Source organism: Burkholderia sp. PAMC 28687, assembly GCF_001577465.1.
GTDB lineage: Bacteria > Pseudomonadota > Gammaproteobacteria > Burkholderiales > Burkholderiaceae > Caballeronia.
Genome location: NZ_CP014505.1, coordinates 1,167,607 through 1,182,180, shown reverse-complemented (window position 1 = coordinate 1,182,180; position 14,574 = coordinate 1,167,607). Strand labels below are relative to the sequence as shown.

At 61.1% G+C, this 14,574-nt stretch carries 13 protein-coding genes; 6 read left to right on the top strand and 7 right to left on the bottom strand.

The features are described from left to right. Positions 1–104 precede the first annotated feature (104 nt). From AX768_RS05410 to cysS, 5 genes are all read right to left on the bottom strand, one after another. Positions 105–1,355 (bottom strand): aspartate kinase, encoded by a 1,251-nt coding sequence (locus AX768_RS05410; protein WP_061999096.1) that lies wholly within the window; start codon positions 1,353–1,355, stop codon positions 105–107. Between the two features lie 392 nt (positions 1,356–1,747). Continuing rightward, positions 1,748–3,190, bottom strand: coding sequence for a tRNA lysidine(34) synthetase TilS (gene tilS / locus AX768_RS05405; RefSeq protein WP_061999095.1), 1,443 nt, complete (start codon positions 3,188–3,190; stop codon positions 1,748–1,750). Between the two features lie 41 nt (positions 3,191–3,231). Then, complete coding sequence (locus AX768_RS05400; protein ID WP_060816859.1) at positions 3,232–4,203, bottom strand: acetyl-CoA carboxylase carboxyltransferase subunit alpha; 972 nt, start codon at positions 4,201–4,203, stop codon at positions 3,232–3,234. Positions 4,204–4,321: 118 nt separating this feature from the next. Continuing rightward, positions 4,322–5,407, bottom strand: a complete 1,086-nt coding sequence (locus AX768_RS05395) for a DNA-3-methyladenine glycosylase family protein (protein WP_062000804.1) — start codon at positions 5,405–5,407, stop codon at positions 4,322–4,324. Positions 5,408–5,452: 45 nt separating this feature from the next. Next, complete coding sequence (cysS, locus tag AX768_RS05390) at positions 5,453–6,868, bottom strand: cysteine--tRNA ligase (RefSeq protein ID WP_061999094.1); 1,416 nt, start codon at positions 6,866–6,868, stop codon at positions 5,453–5,455. A gap of 408 nt (positions 6,869–7,276) precedes the next feature. Between cysS and AX768_RS05385 the strand changes: the two genes are divergently transcribed. The 4 genes from AX768_RS05385 to AX768_RS05370 all read left to right on the top strand — a co-directional run bounded on the left by AX768_RS05385 (position 7,277) and on the right by AX768_RS05370 (position 10,185). Further along, entirely contained in the window at positions 7,277–8,137 is an 861-nt protein-coding gene (locus AX768_RS05385; RefSeq protein WP_069638347.1) for a tetratricopeptide repeat protein, read from the top strand. 90 nt (positions 8,138–8,227) lie between these two features. Continuing rightward, a complete protein-coding gene (locus AX768_RS05380; protein WP_062000803.1) occupies positions 8,228–8,809 on the top strand; it encodes a peptidylprolyl isomerase in 582 nt (193 codons plus the stop codon). Between the two features lie 75 nt (positions 8,810–8,884). Continuing rightward, positions 8,885–9,382: a peptidylprolyl isomerase gene (locus tag AX768_RS05375; RefSeq protein WP_061999092.1), complete on the top strand. Its 498-nt coding sequence runs from the start codon at positions 8,885–8,887 to the stop codon at positions 9,380–9,382. Continuing rightward, positions 9,379–10,185: a UDP-2,3-diacylglucosamine diphosphatase gene (locus AX768_RS05370; RefSeq protein ID WP_061999091.1), complete on the top strand. Its 807-nt coding sequence runs from the start codon at positions 9,379–9,381 to the stop codon at positions 10,183–10,185. The genes AX768_RS05375 and AX768_RS05370 overlap by 4 nt, the downstream gene beginning before the upstream one ends. Before the next feature lie 17 nt (positions 10,186–10,202). On the opposite strand, the gene cysE is transcribed toward AX768_RS05370, so the two are convergent. Then, complete coding sequence (gene cysE, locus AX768_RS05365; protein ID WP_061999090.1) at positions 10,203–10,988, bottom strand: serine O-acetyltransferase; 786 nt, start codon at positions 10,986–10,988, stop codon at positions 10,203–10,205. 159 nt (positions 10,989–11,147) lie between these two features. Next, positions 11,148–11,924 (bottom strand): RNA methyltransferase, encoded by a 777-nt coding sequence (locus tag AX768_RS05360; RefSeq protein WP_231941328.1) that lies wholly within the window; start codon positions 11,922–11,924, stop codon positions 11,148–11,150. 309 nt (positions 11,925–12,233) lie between these two features. Here AX768_RS05360 and AX768_RS05355 point away from each other — a divergent pair, with 309 nt between their 5' ends. After that, on the top strand, positions 12,234–13,034 hold the full coding sequence (locus tag AX768_RS05355) for an inositol monophosphatase family protein (RefSeq protein ID WP_062000802.1): 801 nt from the start codon (positions 12,234–12,236) through the stop codon (positions 13,032–13,034). Positions 13,035–13,229: 195 nt separating this feature from the next. Further along, positions 13,230–14,528 carry a lysophospholipid transporter LplT gene (gene lplT / locus AX768_RS05350; RefSeq protein ID WP_061999088.1) on the top strand — a complete coding sequence of 433 codons (1,299 nt, stop codon included), beginning with the start codon at positions 13,230–13,232 and terminating at the stop codon, positions 14,526–14,528. Positions 14,529–14,574 lie beyond the last annotated feature (46 nt).

Here is a 14,574-nt window from a genome sequence, read left to right as displayed (position 1 = left end):
CAAAAATTTTCGTATCTGAGAGTGCGTTGAAGGACGACACATCAAGCCCTCAAAACGGTAACAAACACCCCGGCTAACGCGCTATTCATTCACCCATTTGCAATTCAAGCGCGATCGAGTTCGAACACCTTGTGCAACGCCCGCACGGCGAGCTCGGTGTATTTCTCGTCGATGAGCACCGAAATCTTGATCTCGGACGTCGAGATCATCTGGATGTTGATGCCCTCTTCCGCCAGCGTCCGGAACATCGTGCTGGCAATGCCCACGTGCGAACGCATGCCCACGCCCACGACCGACACCTTCGACACCTTGGGGTCGCCGCGTACCTGCTCGGCCTTCACATGTTCCTTCACCTGGTTTGTCAGGATATCCATGGCGCGCGCGTAATCGCCGCGGCCCACCGTGAACGTGAAGTCGGTCTTGCCGTCCACGCTCGTGTTCTGGATGATCATGTCGATGTCGATGTTCGCATCCGCCACCGGGCCCAGGATCTGGTACGCAATACCTGGCTTATCAGGCACGCCCATCACGGCAATACGCGCTTCATCGCGCTGGAATGCAATGCCCGAGATAACAGCTTTTTCCATGGTCTCGTCTTCTTCAAAAGTAATCAGGGTGCCCGAGCACATTTCGGTTTCGAGCGGAATCAAGGGGTCCGTCAGGCTCGACAGCACCCGTGTCTTCACCTGATATTTACCCGCGAATTCCACCGAACGGATCTGCAACACCTTCGATCCGAGGCTCGCCATTTCCAGCATTTCTTCAAACGTCACACGATCCAGCCGGCGCGCCTCTTCCACCACGCGCGGGTCTGTGGTGTAGACGCCGTCGACGTCCGTGTAAATCAGGCATTCGTCGGCTTTCAATGCCGCCGCAATGGCCACCGCCGACGTATCCGAACCGCCGCGTCCGAGCGTTGCAATATGGCCTTCCGGATCGACACCCTGGAAGCCTGTGATCACGACGACCTTGCCTGCATCGAGATCGGCGAGCACGCGCGTGCCGTCGATCTCGCTGATCCGTGCCTTCGTGAATGCGCTGTCGGTCTTGATGGGTACTTGCCAGCCGGCGTAGCTGACCGCTTCGAGGCCTTCGGCCTGCAATGCGATAGCCAAGAGGCCGACGCTGACCTGTTCACCCGTGGAGGCGATCATGTCGAGCTCGCGCGGGTCGGGGTTCGCGGTGATTTCGCGCGCGAGGCCGAGCAGGCGGTTCGTTTCGCCGGACATGGCCGACGGGACGACGACCAGCTTGTGGCCTGCCTTGTGCCATTTGGCGACGCGCCTGGCGACGTTCTTGATGCGCTCGACCGAGCCCATCGAAGTGCCGCCGTATTTATGTACGATGAGTGCCATTGTCGTTTTGAACTGGAGGAAAAGCCGCGCTGCGCGCCGTGTAATGCGCCGCGTACCGCACGTGGTTCACGTATTGCAACAGAAGCCCGCCTTGAGCGTGAGTCCGGGCGGAATCTGGATAGGTGCGATCGACGACTTAAGCGTGACGACGAAACGCGGACGCCGCGCGCGCAAGGTTCGCTCACACGCGAAATGCGATTCCAGCGGCCAAAAACGCGTCTTCTGGACGGAAAAGCTGCTTGAAAGGCGTAGCGGGAAACCGGTAAACGTACCCGATCGAGGCCTAAAACACAAGCTGGAACGGCCGTTTCCTACGTGGCATGACGGCGTCGGAATCCGCAGGAAGGGAGAAAATTACCGACCGGCAGATGATGCCTGGACCGCTCGACGGGTCAGGCGATCACCAGATCCGGTTGCCACGCGATACGCCAGCGGGGGCCGGTTTCGCTGCCGGGTCGCTCGCACGCGCGGTTGATCCCGATCAGCGGCACGAACAAAAGAGTCTCGCCTGAAAAGAGAAGCGGCACGTCGCGCTTCCATCCCGGCACTCCCTGCTCCTGAAACAGGTTTTTGAGCGTGCGGCTCGGCCCATTTGCCGATATCCTCACTCGCTCGCCGCCCGCACGCGAACGTGCGGTGAGCGGGCTCAGGCGCAGAGTGGCTTCGGAAACGGAGCCGGCAGTATCGGTGTCGTCGTCGGTCACTGGCGAGAACACGAAAGTCCCGCGCCACTGCGGCAAGCGCCACACGCTTTCGCCATTCCAGTCGAGTCTGCTTGCCGCGCGCGGTGATGATGCGCCGTTGTCGAGATCTGCCGGATCGGCGCTGTCACCCGTCTCCCAGAACATGGAATCCCGGTACACCCGCAAACACTGTCCCGCATGATCGATGCGCAACGCATGACCGTCGCGGGAAGCCGCGGCATCGCGTAGCTGGCGGAGGATCTCGCCAATACGCGCCGTCGATGCCGCCTGCAGTCCAAGCACGCGCATCCAGTAGCGCAAGAGGTTGATCGCGCGTTCATCGTCGAGCATGAGCACAGCCGATGACATCAATGCGTTTTCATCGTCGGGATGGGCGGCCGATTGCAGATCGATGCGCGCAAGATCATCCAGCAGGCGTTGTGCCGACGCCGCGTGCGACGCCGTGCGCGCAAGTGCATCGCGAAAACCGGGGAAATGCACGGCGAGCGCGGGAAGGACATCGTGGCGCAACGCGTTGCGCGCATAACGGGTATCGGCGTTGGATTCGTCGTCGATCCAGCGCAGATCCCGCTGATGCGCATAGTGTTCGAGCTGCGCTTTCAACACATGCAGCAAGGGCCGGACACGCGGCACGGAAAGACCGTCGGCGCGTTGTGGCGCCATGGCGGCGAGCCCCGCCACACCGGCGCCGCGCAGCAGTTGCAGCAACACGGTTTCCGCCTGATCGTCGGCGTGATGCGCAAGCCAGAGCGTGGTGGCGCCCTGCTCTTCACATAAGGCATCGAGCGCTCGATAACGCGCATCTCTCGCCGCCGCTTCGAGACTCTCGCCACCTTCACGCACGACATCGACCTGGCGCGATACAAACCGCACGCCCAGCCCGCGGGCGAACGCATGACAATGCGCGGCCCACGCATCGGCATTGGGGCTCAGGCCATGATGAACGTGCAACGCGATGACGCGAGCCTGTCCCGCGCAACGCACGGCGGCATCGAGCAGCGTGGTGGAATCAAGACCGCCGCTGAAAGCAACGGCGATGGGACTGTCGGTGGAAGTCGACACGTCGGCTAACGCCGCGCGCACCGCATCGATCACGAGGCGGCTGGCGGGAGTTTCAGTGTCGGAGGTCACGGGAATCGCTTATCCGCAGAAGGTGAGCGAAGCGTTGCCGCTCACGCACCCGGCAGGTTTTCCTTGAACTTGCCGTAGGCCATCAGCTTGTCGAACCGGCGTGCGCGGACGTCGAGTGCGTTCATGCCGTGGAACTGACGCAGCGTGTCAGCCAACGCACGGCGCAGCAACGCGGCCATGCCCTTCGGATCGCGATGCGCGCCGCCAAGCGGCTCGTTCACGATCTTGTCGATCAGACCGAGCGCCTTCAACCGGTGCGCAGTCAAACCAAGCGCTTCGGCTGCTTCCGGCGCCTTCGCCGCGCTCTTCCACAAGATCGACGCGCAGCCTTCCGGCGAAATCACCGAGTAGGTAGAGAACTGCAGCATCAGCACGCTGTCCGCAACGGCAATTGCCAACGCGCCGCCGGAGCCGCCTTCGCCGATGATCGTCGCAATGATCGGCGTCTTCAGCTCGGCCATCACATACAGATTGCGCCCGATCGCTTCCGACTGGCCGCGCTCTTCGGCGCCGATGCCGGGATAGGCGCCGGGTGTATCGATGAACGTGAAAATCGGCAGCCCGAATTTTTCAGCGAGACGCATCAGGCGCTCGGCTTTCCGATACCCCTCCGGACGCGGCATGCCGAAATTACGCGCGGCGCGCTCCTTGGTGTCACGCCCTTTTTGCTGGCCGATCACCATGCAGGCCTGGCCGTTGAAACGCGCGAGGCCGCCGACAATGGCCAGGTCGTCGGCATATGAGCGGTCGCCGTGCAGTTCGTGGAAGTCGGTGAAAAGCTCGTTCACATAGTCGAGTGTGTACGGACGCTGCGGATGGCGCGCGATCTGCGAAACCTGCCACGGGGTCAGGTTTGCGTACAGGTCTTTCGTGAGCTGCTGGCTCTTCTTCGAAAGCCGCTCGATTTCTTCCGAGATATCGACAGCGGAATCGTCCTGAACAAAGCGCAATTCTTCGATCTTCGCTTCGAGTTCAGCGATCGGCTGTTCGAAATCCAGAAAAGTGGTCTTCATATGTTCGAATCCTAGAGCATCGGGCAGCGCGTATTCTAACCGCGCCAGCCTCACTAAATTTCGGGTCGAAACTATCGATTATATAATATTGATAGTCGAACGACTCCGACGATACATTTTAGTGATCGGCGGGCACTGGATAAAGGCTGCGCCACATGTACCACGTCGCGACGGTGCGCCACGGCTCCCAGTTGGCCGCGACTTCGCGCGCTTCGCTGCGTGTGACAGGTTCGCCGCTGAAATAGTTGACGCTGATGGCCTGGATCAGGCCGAGGTCGTCGAGCGGCAGGACGTCCGGGCGCGACAGGTTGAAGATCAGGAACATTTCCGCGGTCCAGCGGCCAATGCCGCGAATCTGCGTCAACTCCGCGATCACGGCTTCGTCTTCCATCGACGTCCAGCTATCCACGTGCAATGCGCCCGACACGAAATGCTGGGCGACATCGAGAATGTACTCGGACTTTCTCTTCGATAACCCGCACGACTGCAGCTTCGCCGGACCGACCTTGATGAACTGCTGCGGCGCGAGCGTGGGGCACGTCACCTCCACGCGTTTCCAGATGGCTTGCGCGGAGGCCACCGAAATCTGCTGGCCGACGACAGAACGCGCGAGCGTGGTGAACGGATCATCGCGATTCACGAGGTGCACCGGGCCGAACTTCGGAATCAGCTTCTTGAGGATCCGGTCGCGCTTGACCAGATCCGCGCACGCTTTTTCCCAATACTCGGGACGGGCGGCTTCCGGGGCAAGCCCGGGTGTTTGCACCGGGACCGATTTTTCCGCAGTGATGGCGCGCGACTTTCGGACGATCGCGCCATCAGCCTGGGGATCGCGCACGAGCGCTTGCGAAGACTCTGCAGCGAGATCGGCTTCGTTGACCTTGACATCGATCGCCCTGGCCGCGTCGCCGTTCGCTGTCTTCGGCGACGCCTTAAGCGCGCCCGTATGCACAGTCTTGCGTGCCCGAGTCGCGCCATTCGCTGCATTTGCTTTTGACACGTCTTCATGCGCGGCGCCGTTGACCGCGCGTTTCTTCGATGCCGTCTTGCCCGCCGCGCCGTCGGCCGCGCCATTGAGCCGCTTGGCCAAGGGCTTGGACGCCGTCGATGTCTTTACATTTGCACGCCGCGTAGCCGTTGTTTCGGTCGCTGCGGTACTTCCGGACGCGGCTCGTTTAGCCGGCGTCTTTCTGGCCGTTGCCATCATGCCTCCTACCTGGTGAGTCGATCAAAGAAATGCGAAGGACGTTCAGTTAAGACGCCATTCGGTCGACCCACCCGGTTTGTCTTCAAGTGCAATTCCGGCCTCGAGCAACTCAGCGCGAATCCGGTCTGCTTCGGCATAGTTCTTCGCTTTTTTCGCAGCAACGCGAGCAGCGATCTTCGTTTCGATATCAAGAGGCGTGAGGCCGGCAGCGCCCTCCTCGCCGTTGTTCCTGCTGCTGCCCGGCGCATCCTGAAGGAACGCACGCGGCTCGCGCTGCAACAAGCCGAGCACGCCGCCAAGCGACTTCAACTGACGCGCGAGCACGGCATCCCGTGAGCGGTTCACTTCGCTCGCCAGTTCGAACAGCACGGCAACAGCCACGGGTGTATTGAAGTCGTCGTTCATGGCTGCCTGGAAACGCTGCGCATGTGCCTCGTTCCAGTCGAGAGGATTCGTATCCGGGTTCACATCTTTCAGCGCAGTGTACAAGCGCGTGAGCGCCCCACGTGCATCATCTATATGTACGTCGCTGTAATTGAGCGGCGAACGATAGTGTGCCCGTGCAATAAAAAACCGCACGACTTCCGCATCGAATTTTTCGAGGACTTCGCGAATGGTGAAGAAGTTGCCAAGCGACTTCGACATCTTTTCGCTGTCGATCTGCACGAAGCCGTTGTGCATCCAGTAGTTCACGAACCGAACGCCGGTCGCCGCCTCGCTCTGCGCAATTTCATTCTCATGGTGCGGAAACTGCAGGTCCTGGCCGCCGCCGTGAATGTCGAAACGCTCGCCGAGCAACGTGCAGCCCATGGCCGAACACTCGATGTGCCAGCCCGGCCGCCCGCGTCCCCATGCAGAGTCCCAGCCCGTGTCGGGCGGTTCGCCCTCTTTCGCGCGTTTCCACAATACGAAGTCGAGCGGGTCCAGCTTCGCGTCGTTCGACGCCACGCGTTCGCCCGCGCGCAAGTCCTCGATCGACTTGCCCGACAGCTTGCCGTAGCCCTCGAATTTGCGCACCGCATAGTTCACATCGCCGTCGCTTGCCTGATAGGCGTAGCCGTTGTTCACGAGGGTCTGGATCATGCCGAGCATCTGCGGCACGAAATCGGTTGCACGCGGCTCGTGGTCGGGGCGCTCGACACCGAGGGCATCGAGATCGTCATACATGGCCTGAATGAATCGCGTGGTGAGCGCCTTGATCGATTCGCCGTTTTCCACGGCGCGCCGAATGATCTTGTCGTCGATGTCCGTGATGTTGCGCACGTAGGTCACGTCATAGCCGATCGTACGAAGCCAGCGCTGAACGATGTCGAACACGATCATCATGCGTGCATGCCCGACGTGACAGTAGTCGTACACCGTGATTCCGCAGACATACATGCGCACTTCTCCTGCACGGAGCGGCACAAAAGCTTGCTTGTCACGCGCGAGCGTGTTGTAGATGCGCAATGAGTTCATAAACGATGGTGCGTGGGCCGGGACATCCGAGTGTTTCGATTGCTGGCCAAATGTGGCGAGCGTGCTGCGTATTTCCCACGTAAGGCACGTGGTTCACACGTAGGCGCCTTTTACAAAATGTGCAAACTGCACGTCGGCGCCGAGATGATCATGCTACAGGTAGCGATCGGCTGGCGACAAGAACTAGAACGACAGCATGACCGGCAGCAACATAATGACGATGGCATAACGGCGAGAGACATGTTCAGCTATAAAAACCGGAGCGATGCGATCCCGATGAGAGCACGCCGGAACAGGAGGGAGAGCGCCGCAAAAACATGCGGGTCATGCGAATCAAAACGGAGGCGGCCGCGAGTGGCGTAAAGACTGTCCGGACGTTCGACGGAACGTTGCGGACGTTTTGTTAGAATGGGCCGGAGTATAACATTCAGAAACGAGCCTATGAAACCTACCAGCCGCCGCGTACCAAGCGTTGCCAAGCTCGCGGCGACCGCACTTGCAACTGCCGCTTTCGGACTTGGTGCAACTTTGTGGCCGGTCATGCCGGCGCTTGCGCAAGTCTCCACCGCCACTGCAGATGACACGCCCGCCATCGACACCGCCATTGCGCAGAAGCAATGGCAAAGCGCGCTCATCCAGCTCGACGCGCGCCTCGCGACCAATCCGCGCGACGTGCAGGCAAAGTTCAAGCGCGCCACCGTCCTCGCGCGCCTGAACCGGGACGATGAAGCCATCACGGCCTTCACCGAACTCACGCAAACGTATCCGGAGTTGCCCGAGCCGTATAACAATCTCGCTGCGCTTTACGCGAAGGAAGGCCGTTATGACGAAGCGCGCGTTGCGCTTGAAACCGCAACGAAGGCCAATCCAAGCTACGCGCTTGCGTACGAGAACCTGGGCGATCTTTATCTGCGTCTCGCAAGCGAATCGTACAAGCGCGCTCAGACGCTCGGCTCGAGAAGCCCGCTGACCGCGCAGCGCGTGGGCGATATTCAAAAGATCGTTTCACCTCCGCCGCGGCGTCGTCCGGAAGCGGCTGCTGCAGCAGCGGCGGCAGCTTCAGGCGCATCGGGTGTGCCGGCGGCTTCGGCGCCTGTGGCGGCTTCATCGGCGGCGACGTCAAACAACGGTGACTGGAACGCGCCGAATTCGGGCACGACAGGCTCGTCCTCGTCATCCACGGACATGTCCGCACCGCTTTATTCGCCGTTCGGCGGACCCAGCGTGCCGCTCTCGAACACGCCTTATTTCGCACCTTCCAAACCGTGACCCGGCGTGTACGGACATCCGGACCGCGCAGGTCCGGATGTCCGTACAGACCGCTACACGATGCAGCTCCAACCAGAGGATCGATTGCTCATGAAAAGTTTGTTGTTGGCGCTCGGCAGCGCTGCACTCATCGCCCAGGCGCCTGCTTTTGCCCAGTCGTCGCCGGCGGCCGCTCATCCGAACGTGCTGCTCAAGACATCGCAAGGCGACATCAAGGTCGAGCTTTATCCTGAAAAGGCGCCGAAGAGCGTCGCCAACTTTCTCGATTATGTGAAGTCCGGCCAGTACAACGGAACGATCTTTCATCGTGTGATTCCAGGCTTCATGATCCAGGGCGGCGGCTATACCACGAGCTTCGCTGAGAAGCCCACGCGCGCGCCCATTCCGCTTGAAAGCAAGAACGGCTTGAAGAACAGCACCGGCACCCTCGCGATGGCCCGCACGAGCGATCCGAACTCGGCCACGTCGCAGTTCTTCATCAATACCGTCGATAACACCGGCCTTGATTACCCCAACGGCGACGGCAACGGTTATGCCGTATTCGGCAAGGTCGTCTCCGGCATGGACGTGGTCAAGAAGATCGAAGCTACGCCCACCACCACGCGCGGTCCCATGGGCGATGTGCCGCAATCGAACGTCGTGATCGAGTCCGCCAGCGTGGTCGGAAAGTAAAAGCTGCAGCAGCAGGCATACGCCGTGCGCGTCGCGTAATGCTCCAACAACTCTTGAAAAGGAAAGGAATTCATCATGGTCGAACTCCATACGAATCACGGCATCATCAAGATCGAACTGAACGCTGAAAAGGCGCCGAAGTCCGTCGAGAATTTCTTGAACTACGTCAAGAAAGGTCACTACGACAACACCGTCTTCCATCGCGTGATCGACGGTTTCATGATCCAGGGCGGCGGCTTCGAACCGGGCATGACGCAAAAGCCGACGGACGCACCCATCGACAACGAAGCGAACAATGGCCTGAAGAACGAAGTCGGTTCGCTCGCCATGGCACGCACGAACGATCCGCATTCGGCGACCGCGCAGTTCTTCATCAACGTGGGCGACAACGAGTTCCTGAACCACACGGCGCCGACGTCGCAGGGCTGGGGTTATGCGGTGTTCGGCAAGGTCGTGGACGGCATGGATATCGTCGACAAGATCCGCAAGGTGAAGACCGGCTCGAAGGGTTTTCATCAGGACGTGCCGGCGGATGACGTCGTGATCGAGAAGGCTGTTGTAGTCGGTGAATGACTGACTTGACGCACGGCTTGATCGATTCAGTGGAAACAGCGGGCGCGCATGCTACAGCGCGCCCGCTGTTTTTCATTTCCGATCTCCATCTGAGCGACGCCATTCCGAAGACGGTGGCGGCGTTCGAGCATTTCATCGAAGTGACGGCGAACGACGCAGACTCGGTTTTCATCCTCGGCGATCTGTTCGAATTCTGGGTTGGCGACGACGTGCTCGCGGCCTGCGTGCAAGGTCCGCGCGCGGCGTTCGCGCGGCGCATGACGGCGCTGATGCATACGTTGTCCGAGCGTGGCATCGGCTTGTACGTGATGCACGGAAATCGCGACTTCCTGCTCGGCAAGCGTTTCATGCGCGCGGCCGGCGCAATGTCGTTGCCCGATCCTTTCGTCATCACCGCATTCGGCACGCGGATCGTGGTCGCGCACGGCGACGCGCTTTGCACCGATGACCCCGCGTACCAGCGCTTTCGCCGTTTTGCGCGTAATCAGGTTGCGCAGCAGGTGTTCCTGAGCTTGCCGCTGAAGCTGCGGTTATCGATTGCGGAACGCATGCGGTCAACGAGCGAAGATGGACGGATGCGCCCCGTGCAGGCCAAATACGACGTGACGCGAAGCGCCGTGGCGCAGTTGTTCGCCAGCACCGGCACGCATACGATGATTCACGGCCACACGCACTTGCCCGCGCGGCATCGTGAAAACGATGGCGTCCGATGGGTCATGCCCGATTGGGAACTCGATCATGGCGAGCCACGCGGCGGTTATCTGCGCGTGGACGCCGAGGGAATCCGCGCGCTGCCGCTGTAACGGGTTTTAGTCAGCTTCTAACGACGCGCCGCTTCGCCTTTCATCACATCCGAAAGCCGCTTCAAGTCGATGAACGCCGCGTTATCCACGCCGCTGATGGCATCGATGCGTGTACCCAGCTTGTCCAGCGCCGCGACGATCTCATCCACCCGGTGCGTTTGCGTCGACGCATGATCGATCAGGCCGTGAATGGCGAGCGAGACGGGGTCATCGGCGTTCGGCGTGATTCCGTACGCGCAAAAGGCGGAACGCTCGGGCGTGCAGTCTTTCTCAACGGGCTTCGCGGTCGCCGGCATGACAACGCGCGCCGGATTGCCCACCGCCGTTCCGCCCGCCGGAACGGGCTTCACCACGACCGCGTTCGAACCGATCTTCGCGTCAGCGCCGACCGTAAATCCGCCGAGCACTTTCGCGCCCGCGCCGACGATCACGCCCCGTTCGAGCGTCGGATGCCGTTTCGCGCCGCGCTCGAGCGACGTGCCACCGAGCGTGACGCCCTGGTAGATCGTGCAGTCATCGCCGATAACCGCTGTTTCCCCGATAACCACGCCCATCCCGTGATCGATAAACACGCGTCGACCGAGCGTCGCGCCCGGATGGATTTCGATGCCTGTCAAGAAACGCGCGAACTGCGAGACGAAGCGCCCGAACCAGCGCCCGCCTGACACCCACGACGCATGCGCGATCCGGTGCAGTACGACAGCGTGAAAGCCCGGGTAACACGTCACGACTTCCCACGCGCTGCGGGCGGCGGGATCGCGCTCGCGGATGGCGGCAATGTCTTCACGAAGTCGGCTGAACATGGCGTGGCTCGGTCGGTGATCTGCGGGGTTTATTGCGAAAACGCACGGCCGTAAGGCTCAGCACGAATCCGGGAATCGATAGCTTGTTTTGCGCAGATTGTAGGACGAGCCGTTCGGAAACGCTCCGATGCCCCCGCTGGCAGCACGGTCTGAACTCGCTCAGCGCTTGACCCGCAGAAGAATGTGTTTGGCGATTCCGCGCAGGATATTCACTTCTTCGTGCTCCAGCCCCGAGCGCGAAAAGAGGCGCCTCAAACGCGACATCAGCTTCTTTGGGTTGGCCGGATCGAGGAAATCGAGCGCGACCAGCGCCTGTTCGAGATGCGCGTACATGCCTTCGATCTCGTCGCTTGGCGCGCTGGCTGCGGCGCTCGGGACCGAAGCGGCAAACGCTTCAGTACGCTCGAGCAGCGCAAGCCGCAACTCATAAGCCAGGACCTGGACCGCCTGCGCGAGATTGAGCGAGCTGTACGCCGGATTGGCCGGAATATGTGCAAGCGCGCTGCATCGCTCGACATCCGCGTTCGACAACCCCACGCGCTCGTTGCCGAACACCAGCGCAATCGCGCCGCCGCCCTCGCCCTGCTCGCAGGCTTTTCCAACGGCTGCGCGCGGCGCCATTTGCGGCGGTCCGTATTCCCGCGTGCGGGCCGTGAGCGCGATGGACCAATGGACGCCGCTGAGCGCATCGGCGAGTGTTTCGACGACTTGCGCTGATGCCAGCACGTCATCGGCGCCCGAGGCCATCGCGATGGCTTCGGGTTCGCGGGTGACGAACGGGATTTTCGGCGCGACCACGATCAGCCGGGAAAATCCCATGGTCTTGAGCGCGCGCGCCGCTGCGCCGACATTGCCTGGATGGCTCGGCTCGACGAGCACGAACCGGGTCGATGAGAAGGCGTCGCCGGGTTGATCCGGGGAAGAGTTCGTGGTCACGATAGAACGCTTGCGAAAAAGGTAGGAAAACCGTCATGGTATCGCCAGACGAGGTTTCCAACGTGTGCATCGCGGCGCAACGGGCATAACCCGCGCCCTGCCCGACTCGGGTAAAATACGCAGTTCGCGCGCGCCTTACGCTGTTTTCAGCCAGTTTCAGGTTGAAAAAAGGCACGTGCATCGCTCTTCTTCAATTTGTTGCCGTCGACACAAACGTCGATTCTGCCCGCCGGTTGGGCACTTTCCGCTCGGGGTTCCGGCTTCACGCGCATGGCGTGGAGCGCAGCCGCCGGGCAAAGGACTCTATTCATGCATCCGATGCTCAATATTGCTGTCAAGGCCGCTCGCCGCGCCGGACAGATCATCAACCGCGCGTCGCTCGATCTGGACCGGATCCAGGTCAGCAAGAAGCAGCACAACGACTTCGTGACGGAAGTCGACAAGGCGTCGGAAGCCGCGATCATCGAAACGCTGACGACTGCTTATCCGAAGCATTCCATCCTCGCCGAGGAATCCGGCGAACTGGACAAGGAATCCGAATTCCAGTGGATCATCGATCCGCTCGACGGCACGACCAACTTCATCCACGGTTTTCAGTATTACTGCGTTTCCATTGCGCTTGCCTACAAGGGCATCATCACGCAGGCCGTCGTCTACGATCCCACTCGCAATGACCTTTTCACCGCCTCGCGCGGTTCGGGCGCTTACCTGAACGAGCGGCGCATCCGCGTGGGCAAGCTGGATCGTCTCGGCGACGCCCTCGTTGGCACCGGCTTCCCGTTTCGCGAAGGTGACGGTCTGGAAGCCTACAGCAAGCTTTTCACGCAAATGACCGAAGCGTGCGCCGGATTGCGTCGTCCGGGCGCGGCCGCGCTCGATCTGGCCAACGTGGCCGCAGGCCGTCTCGATGCGTTTTTTGAACAAGGTATCAAGGCGTGGGACGTGGCGGCGGGCAGCCTGCTGATCACGGAAGCCGGCGGACTGGTCGGCAACTACACCGGCGAATCCGACTTCCTGCACAAGAGCGAGATTGTCGCGGCGAACCCTAAGGTGTACGCGCAAATGATCAAGATCCTCGATCCCTTCACGACCACGCGCACGAGCGCGTAACGGTTGAGCGAAAGGCGGCTGCGGCCGCCTTTTTTGTTGGAGCACGCAGATTGCACTTGATGTCCGGAACGGGTCTCATGTTGGTCCGCGGCGTTCATGCACGCAGCGCCCGCCTCCGCTACAGTGTCCCGTCCGGCCGCTCGCGGCGCTTCCTCATCCGAGTCTCCTCACCCTTCGCTGCCGCCCTGCCGTCACATGAAAAAAGGCTTTTATACGATCATCGCCGCGCAGTTCGTGTCGTCGCTTGCCGACAACGCGCTGCTCATTGCCGCCATCGCGATGCTTTCGGTGATGCATTCGGCGTCCTGGGTGACGCCGCTGCTGCAGATCTTCTTCACCATTTCCTATGTGCTGCTCGCGCCATTTGTCGGTGCATTCGCCGATGCCATGCAAAAGCGTCACGTCATGTTCATCTCCAACGCGCTCAAGGCCGGCGGCTGCGCGCTGATGATCCTGGGCGTGCATCCGATGATCGCGTACGGCGTCGTAGGTCTGGGCGCCGCTGCGTATTCGCCCGCCAAATACGGCATTCTCACCGAACTGTTGCCGCCCGAAAAACTCATCCCGGCGAACGCATGGCTTGAATCGGCGACTGTCGGTTCGACCATTCTCGGTACCGTGATTGGCGGCGCACTGGTCAGCCAGTACGTGGAACATTTCGTAAGCGCGGCGCACCTCGTCCTGATCCGCTCGGCGGCCGACGCCGCCATGTTCGCGGTCATGGTCGTGTATGCGGCCGCCGCCGTCATCAACATCGGTATTCCCGATACTGGCGCGCGCTACAAGAACCGCCTGAAGGAACCATCGAAACTCGTTGGCGATTTCACGCATGCGTTCAAGGTTCTGTGGAGCGACAAGCTCGCCCAGATCGCGTTGTGGGTGACCACGCTGCTGTGGGGCGCCGCCGTCACGCTGCAGTTGCTCGTCCTCAAATGGGCCGATGCCAACCTCGGCCTGTCGCTCTCCAAAGCGGCCGTTCTGCAAGGCGTGACGGGACTGGGCATTGCGATCGGCGCATCGGCCGCTGCCGCCTGGGTGCCGTTGCGCAGTTCGCTCAAGGTGTTGCCGATCGGAGTCGTGACCGGCGCCGTGGCCATCTGCATGGCGTTCTATAACAAGGACCTGTTTCCGGCCGGATCGGGCGTGCATATCGGGCCCTTGTTTGCCCCGCTTTATATCCTCGGCGCATATCCACTGATGATCCTGCTTGGCGCGCTGTCGGGGTTTTTCATCGTGCCGATGAACGCAATCTTGCAGCATCGCGGTGCGACCTTGCTGACGGCAGGCGCGTCGATCGCGGTGCAAAACTTCAACCAGAACCTGGCGGTGTTATCGATGCTCGGCGCCTACGCACTCTTGCTCACGACCAAACTGCCGGTGGAATGGATCATCGTGGTGTTCGGGGTGTTTATTTGCCTGATGATGGGCCTCGCGATGCGGCGGCACGCGCGCAACGAGCGCACGGTCGACCTTGGCGCGCTGGTGGAAGAATGATAAAACGCCTGGTGCAGGAACGGTATTTGCTGGACACTTTGCTCGA

Excerpts from the sequence above, each read along its gene's own strand:
- AX768_RS05410 (WP_061999096.1), bottom strand. The coding sequence starts at position 1,355 with ATGGCACTCATCGTACATAAATACGGCGGCACTTCGATGGGCTCGGTC.
- AX768_RS05400 (WP_060816859.1), bottom strand. The coding sequence starts at position 4,203 with ATGAAGACCACTTTTCTGGATTTCGAACAGCCGATCGCTGAACTCGAA.
- AX768_RS05395 (WP_062000804.1), bottom strand. The coding sequence starts at position 5,407 with ATGGCAACGGCCAGAAAGACGCCGGCTAAACGAGCCGCGTCCGGAAGT.
- cysS (WP_061999094.1), bottom strand. The coding sequence starts at position 6,868 with ATGAACTCATTGCGCATCTACAACACGCTCGCGCGTGACAAGCAAGCT.
- AX768_RS05385 (WP_069638347.1), top strand. The coding sequence starts at position 7,277 with ATGGGCCGGAGTATAACATTCAGAAACGAGCCTATGAAACCTACCAGC.
- AX768_RS05380 (WP_062000803.1), top strand. The coding sequence starts at position 8,228 with ATGAAAAGTTTGTTGTTGGCGCTCGGCAGCGCTGCACTCATCGCCCAG.
- AX768_RS05375 (WP_061999092.1), top strand. The coding sequence starts at position 8,885 with ATGGTCGAACTCCATACGAATCACGGCATCATCAAGATCGAACTGAAC.
- AX768_RS05370 (WP_061999091.1), top strand. The coding sequence starts at position 9,379 with ATGACTGACTTGACGCACGGCTTGATCGATTCAGTGGAAACAGCGGGC.
- cysE (WP_061999090.1), bottom strand. The coding sequence starts at position 10,988 with ATGTTCAGCCGACTTCGTGAAGACATTGCCGCCATCCGCGAGCGCGAT.
- AX768_RS05355 (WP_062000802.1), top strand. The coding sequence starts at position 12,234 with ATGCATCCGATGCTCAATATTGCTGTCAAGGCCGCTCGCCGCGCCGGA.
- lplT (WP_061999088.1), top strand. The coding sequence starts at position 13,230 with ATGAAAAAAGGCTTTTATACGATCATCGCCGCGCAGTTCGTGTCGTCG.